General features: G+C 50.6%; 3 protein-coding genes. All 3 read left to right on the plus strand.

The features are described 5' to 3' along the window. The first annotated feature begins 82 nt into the window (after positions 1-82). Positions 83-799: a response regulator transcription factor gene (locus tag ACE04G_RS31065; RefSeq protein ID WP_017687664.1), complete on the plus strand. Its 717-nt coding sequence runs from the start codon at positions 83-85 to the stop codon at positions 797-799. Next, positions 768-2,252, plus strand: coding sequence for an ATP-binding protein (locus ACE04G_RS31070; RefSeq protein ID WP_486095512.1), 1,485 nt, complete (start codon positions 768-770; stop codon positions 2,250-2,252). Before ACE04G_RS31065 ends, ACE04G_RS31070 begins: the two co-directional genes overlap by 32 nt. A 194-nt stretch (positions 2,253-2,446) precedes the next feature. Further along, positions 2,447-6,281, plus strand: a 3,835-nt coding sequence (locus ACE04G_RS31075) for a collagen-like repeat preface domain-containing protein (RefSeq protein WP_486095514.1), incomplete at its 3' end; no start/stop codon positions are given.

The following is a 6,281-nucleotide window of genomic DNA, read 5'->3' on the forward strand; positions in this document are numbered from 1 at the left end:
TATTGAAGGGTATTCAAATATTGTTCGCCAGATCGAACATAATAGAAGTGATGAGGAGTTATTGCAAAGGGGCTGGAGAGGCATGGCTGAACATGAGAATCGAATACTGGTCGTGGATGACGAAGAGAGAATCCGCAGGCTTTTGAAAATGTATCTTGAAAAAGAAGGTTATGAAATCGATGAAGCTGAGGATGGGGAAACTGCGCTGCGTAAAGCAACAGCAGGGGACTACGGGCTGATTTTGCTTGATGTGATGTTGCCGGGTATGGATGGTGTTGAAGTGTGTACCCGTCTTCGTCAGGTGAAATCAACGCCGGTTTTGATGCTCACTGCAAAAGGTGAAGAGATTAACCGGGTTCAAGGCTTCGAAGTTGGCGCTGATGATTATGTTGTAAAACCATTCAGCCCGCGTGAAGTGATTTATCGCGTCAAAGCGATTTTGCGTCGATCTTCCGCGACAGCTTATCTCTCCAAGGAGAGCAATTCGAGTAACAACATCGTGTTCCCGCATCTGGTTATTGAGCATGATGCCCACCGGGTAACCGCTGGTGGCGAAGAGATTAGTCTTACACCAAAAGAATATGAATTGCTGCACTACCTGGCAACATCTCCCGACAAAGTTTTCTCCAGAGAAGAATTGCTCAAAGATGTATGGAATTACGAATTCTTTGGCGATCTTCGTACCGTGGATACGCACGTGAAGCGCCTTCGCGAGAAACTTAACAAGGTATCGCCTGAATCGGCGGCCATGATTACGACGGTGTGGGGTGTGGGTTATAAACTGGAAGTACCGAAGTAGTTTTAGTTTCTGGAGATCACTGGTCGGGAAGTTATGGATCACTATTATCTGCCTTGTGGGTTGTGTACTTATAGCGCTGGGTCTTTTTTTGCTGCCCTACATTGATACAAACTTTGCAGAATCCGAATCCAGAGATATTAAGCGTTTGTTCACCTATATCTGTATTATCGGATTCAGTTTAACCACGTTTTTTGCATTGTTTCTATTCACCAAAATAACGCAACCCATGCAGCAATTGATTCAGGCAGCCAATGCGATTCGCAAAGGGAACTACGGAACACGTCTCTCCCTGGTAACGAGTGATGAGATTGGTGAACTTGCCAACACATTTAATCATATGGCTGCCCAACTAGAAGATAATATTCGAAACCTTAACCATGAGAAGGAACATTTGGCGAGTGTGCTTCGCAGCATGACCGATGCGGTGGTTACATTTGATGGTGAAGGCAAAGTTATTCTGACGAATCCGCCTGGAGAAAAGATCATGCAGACATGGTATGATCTCGATTGGGCAAAAATGGACGAAGGACAAGAATCCGAGCAGTCTGACAAGACATCGCGTGATGTACCTGAGCCCCTTCTTCCTTTGTTCAGAATGGTGATGGAGCAAGGTGGGGACCAGAACTCCAATGTTCACGTACAGCAAGGTGTCTGGTCTGTTCAGATGGCACCGTTGTATGCTGACAGTGTTGTCAGAGGGGCTGTGGCTGTCTTAAGAGATGTAACAGAAGAAGTGCGTCTGGAGAAAATGCGGCGTGATTTCGTGGCTAACGTATCTCATGAGATACGTACCCCATTATCCATGATGCAAGGCTACAGCGAAGCGCTTCTGGACGGCATGGCAACCTCACCCGAAGAGAGCGAAGAACTGATCCAAGTCATTCATGATGAGTCCTTGCGGATGGGCAGACTGGTTAAAGACTTGCTTGACCTTGCGCGGATGGAAGCTGGACACACGGACATGGTGATGAAGGAAGTTGACCTCGGAGAGCTACTTGAACGTGTATATCGGAAGTTCTCGGTGCGTTCAAAAGAACAGGGAATTCAACTGCAATTTAAGTTCGAACAACCAACTATTGAACTTCAACAGGCAGATGAGGATCGACTTGAGCAAGTATTTACGAATTTGCTGGATAATGCGTTCAGACATACACCTACTGGCAAAAATGTAATGATCTCAGCCGAGAGGGTCACTTATCTTCGTGCTCCATTTGTCAGAGTTTCTGTGAAGGATCAGGGTGTAGGTATCCCTTCATCCGACTTGCCATTTATTTTTGAACGATTCTACAAAGCAGACAAGGCTCGTGTTCGGGGAGAAAGTGTAGGTACGGGGCTTGGTTTAGCGATTGTGAAAAATATTGTTGATGCGCATCAAGGCATGATTACTGTCAATAGTGTGCTTGGCGAAGGAACAGAGTTTATTTTGCAATTTCCTTTGGATTCATCGAAATAGCCTGAATTTCATACAAAAAGTGCGGAAACACCCTCTTAAGGAGGGTGTTTTTTTGTTGAAGACTACCGTTTAATCTTGTTCAACGTGGAACATGAATGATCTTTTTTTGACTTAAAAGAGTGTCCAAGATAATTTTCCTTCCTATGTTACATAAGCTTGAAAAGCGAGCAAGATAGAGGAGGATTGAGATAAGCATGTCCGATGATCGAAAAAGGGTCAATATTAAAGCTTTTCTGGACGGCAGATCTTTTAGAGCGGGCTCTCCGTTTATTCCAATAACTACAAGAGAACTGGAGGAGTTTGAATCCATACTGCGTTCTTTGGCTGTGGCTATTCCTGCTGCAATCAGTCAGCCGACTTCAGCCAATATAATGTCTTTGCAGAACGCATTACGCCAGTTACTTACTTTTGTGAATCAATCTGGATTTCGTGCGGGGGTAAAGGCAGAATTACAAGCTGTATTGGAATTAACGATTGCAGGTTCAGAGATTGTCCCTGTTCCGCTTATTAATCTCGCAGGTAACTTGCAGAACTTACTGGATGACTTGTTAAGTGTGACGTTGCTTCTTGAAGTACCACCTACAGAAAAAGATAAACTTGTGGGATTAATTCGATCAATCTCCATATCATTAGGCCGGGCGACGACAACTCTTGGAACTGGAGGGATTACCGGACCAGCTGGTCCACAGGGAGTGCCAGGAGTTCCGGGGGTACCCGGTGTCCCGGGAGTCCCTGGGGTGAAAGGGGCTACTGGTACACCTGGAGGAATTGGACCAGTAGGGCCGGTTGGCCCAGTCGGTCCACAGGGAGCACAGGGTCCGGCAGGAGCACCTGGTGTTGGCTTGAACAATATTACTGCATATGATCCTGCACTGGGACCAACTTATGCTCAAGGTCAAGTAGTAAGCTACGATGGCAGTCTTTATGTTGCCAATGTAAACGGTCCCTTGGGTACACCCGGAAGTTCTCCAGACTACACTCTTTTGCTGTCGGGTGGAACGACTGGAGCAACGGGAGCAACCGGAGGTGGTTTGACAGGAGCAGTAGCATTTAATCCAGCGCTCGCCCCGGGTTATCCAGCAGGTCAAGTCATTACGTATAATGGTAGTACTTACATTGCAAGTGTAGCTGGTCCTCTAGGAACACCGGGATCTTCATCGGATTACACATTAATCGCTGCTGCGGGGGCGACTGGTGTAACTGGAGCCACAGGTGCAGGATTAAGTGGCATCGTGCCATTCGATCCCGCATTAGCCCCAACATATCCAGCTGGACAGATCGTCACGTTTGGTGGCAGTACTTACATTACAAATCTCGCTTCGCCAACGGGTACGCCAGGAAGTTCTCCAGATTATACGTTGTTAGCAGGATCGGGAGTTACAGGTGCGACCGGAGCTACGGGCATCGGTCTCAATGGTGCAGTTCCGTTTGACCCTGCAGTAGCTCCAACGTACCCAGCAGGTCAGGTCGTTACCTTCAATGGCAGTACGTATATAACGACTGTGGCTTCTCCTACGGGTACGCCAGGTACTTCGCCAGACTATACATTGCTTGCAGGTGCAGGACCTACAGGAGCCACAGGTGCGTCAGGTGTAACGGGAACAACCGGGGCGGGATTGACAGGCCTAGTGCCATTTGATCCAGCCGTAGCCCCAACGTATCCAGCGGGTCAGGTCGTCACTTTCAATGGTAGTACGTATATTGCAAATGTGGCATCGCCAACCGGAACGCCTGGGACTTCACCGGATTACACGTTGCTTGCTGGAGCAGGAGCAACGGGAGTTACAGGAGTAACTGGAGTTGGAGTAACGGGAAGTACCGGAGCTATAGGAGCGTCTGGTCTTACAGGGTTGACTGGGGCGACGGGAATTACAGGAGCCACGGGTTTAAGCGTAACGGGATCAACAGGAGTAACTGGAGGAACCGGGGCAACTGGAGCGACAGGCGTAGGTTTGAGTGGCATTGTATCATTCGATCCAGCCGTAGCCCCAACGTATCCTGCAGGTCAAGTCGTAACGTTTAACGGTAGTACGTATATTGCAAATGTGGCATCTCCAACCGGAACGCCGGGGACTTCACCGGATTACACGTTGATTGCTGGCGCAGGAGCGACAGGTGTGACCGGTGCAACTGGAGTTGGAGTAACGGGAAGTACTGGTGAAACAGGAGCATCCGGCGTAACAGGAGCGACAGGCGTAGGTTTGAGTGGCATTGTACCATTCGATCCAGCCGTGGCCCCAACGTATCCTGCAGGTCAAGTCGTAACGTTTAACGGTAGTACGTATATTGCAAATGTGGCATCTCCAACCGGAACGCCGGGGACTTCACCGGATTACACGTTGATTGCTGGCGCAGGAGCGACAGGTGTGACCGGTGCAACTGGAGTTGGAGTAACGGGAAGTACTGGTGAAACAGGAGCGACTGGTCTTACAGGGTTAACCGGGGCGACGGGAATTACAGGAGCCACGGGATTAAGCGTAACAGGAGTAACTGGAGGAACTGGGGCAACTGGTGAAACAGGAGCGACTGGTCTTGTAGGGTTGACTGGGGCGACGGGAATTACAGGAGCCACAGGATTAAGCGTAACGGGATCAACAGGAGTGACTGGAGGAACCGGGGCAACTGGTGAAACGGGAGCGACAGGCGTAGGTTTGAGTGGCATTGTACCATTCGATCCAGCCGTAGCCCCAACGTATCCAGCGGGTCAAGTCGTAACGTTCAACGGCAGTACGTATATTGCAAATGTGGCATCGCCAACCGGAACGCCGGGGACTTCACCGGATTACACGTTGCTTGCGGGCGCAGGAGCGACAGGTGTGACCGGTACAACTGGAGTTGGAGTTACAGGAAGTACGGGTGAAACCGGAGCGACTGGTCTTACAGGGTTGACCGGGGAAACTGGAATTACAGGAGCTACAGGATTAAGCGTAACGGGATCAACAGGAGTAACTGGAGGAACCGGGGCAACTGGTGAAACGGGAGCGACAGGCGTAGGTTTGAGTGGCATTGTACCATTCGATCCAGCCGTAGCCCCAACGTATCCAGCGGGTCAAGTCGTAACGTTCAACGGCAGTACGTATATTGCAAATGTGGCATCGCCAACCGGAACGCCGGGGACTTCACCGGATTACACGTTGCTTGCGGGCGCAGGAGCGACAGGTGTGACCGGTACAACTGGAGTTGGAGTTACAGGAAGTACGGGTGAAACCGGAGCGACTGGTCTTACAGGGTTGACCGGGGAAACTGGAATTACAGGAGCTACAGGATTAAGCGTAACGGGATCAACAGGAGTAACTGGAGGAACCGGGGCAACTGGTGAAACGGGAGCGACAGGCGTAGGTTTGAGTGGCATTGTACCATTCGATCCAGCCGTAGCCCCAACGTATCCAGCGGGTCAAGTAGTAACGTTCAACGGCAGTACGTATATTGCGAATGCGGCATCGCCAACCGGAACGCCGGGGACTTCACCAGATTACACGTTGATCGCTGGAGCAGGAGCGACAGGTGTGACAGGAGCAACCGGCATTGGAGTTACAGGAAGTACTGGTGAAACCGGAGCGACTGGTGTTGCGGGGCTAACCGGGGCAACTGGAATTACAGGAGCCACAGGATTAAGCGTAACGGGATCAACAGGAGTAACTGGAGGAACTGGAGGAACTGGGGCAACTGGTGAGACAGGAGCGACTGGTGTTACAGGGTTGACTGGGGCGACGGGGATCACAGGAGCCACGGGATTAAGCGTAACAGGTACTACTGGAGCTACAGGTGAAACAGGAGCCACAGGTATAACCGGAGCCACGGGAGTCGGCATAACGGGAAGCACCGGGGTAACTGGTATCACTGGGGGAACAGGAGCCACAGGTATAACCGGAGCCACGGGAGTTGGCGTAACGGGAAGCACCGGGGTAACTGGTATCACAGGGGAAACCGGAGCGACAGGTATAACGGGAGCCACGGGAGCCGGCGTAACGGGGAGCACCGGGGCAACTGGTGCGACGGGGGAAACCGGAGCAACGGGAAGTACCGGGC

This window comes from Paenibacillus sp. AGC31, from assembly GCF_057334655.1.

Bases quoted from the DNA above. Each gene is read 5' to 3' on its own strand.
- ACE04G_RS31065 (WP_017687664.1), top strand. From the start codon at position 83: ATGGCTGAACATGAGAATCGAATACTGGTCGTGGATGACGAAGAGAGA.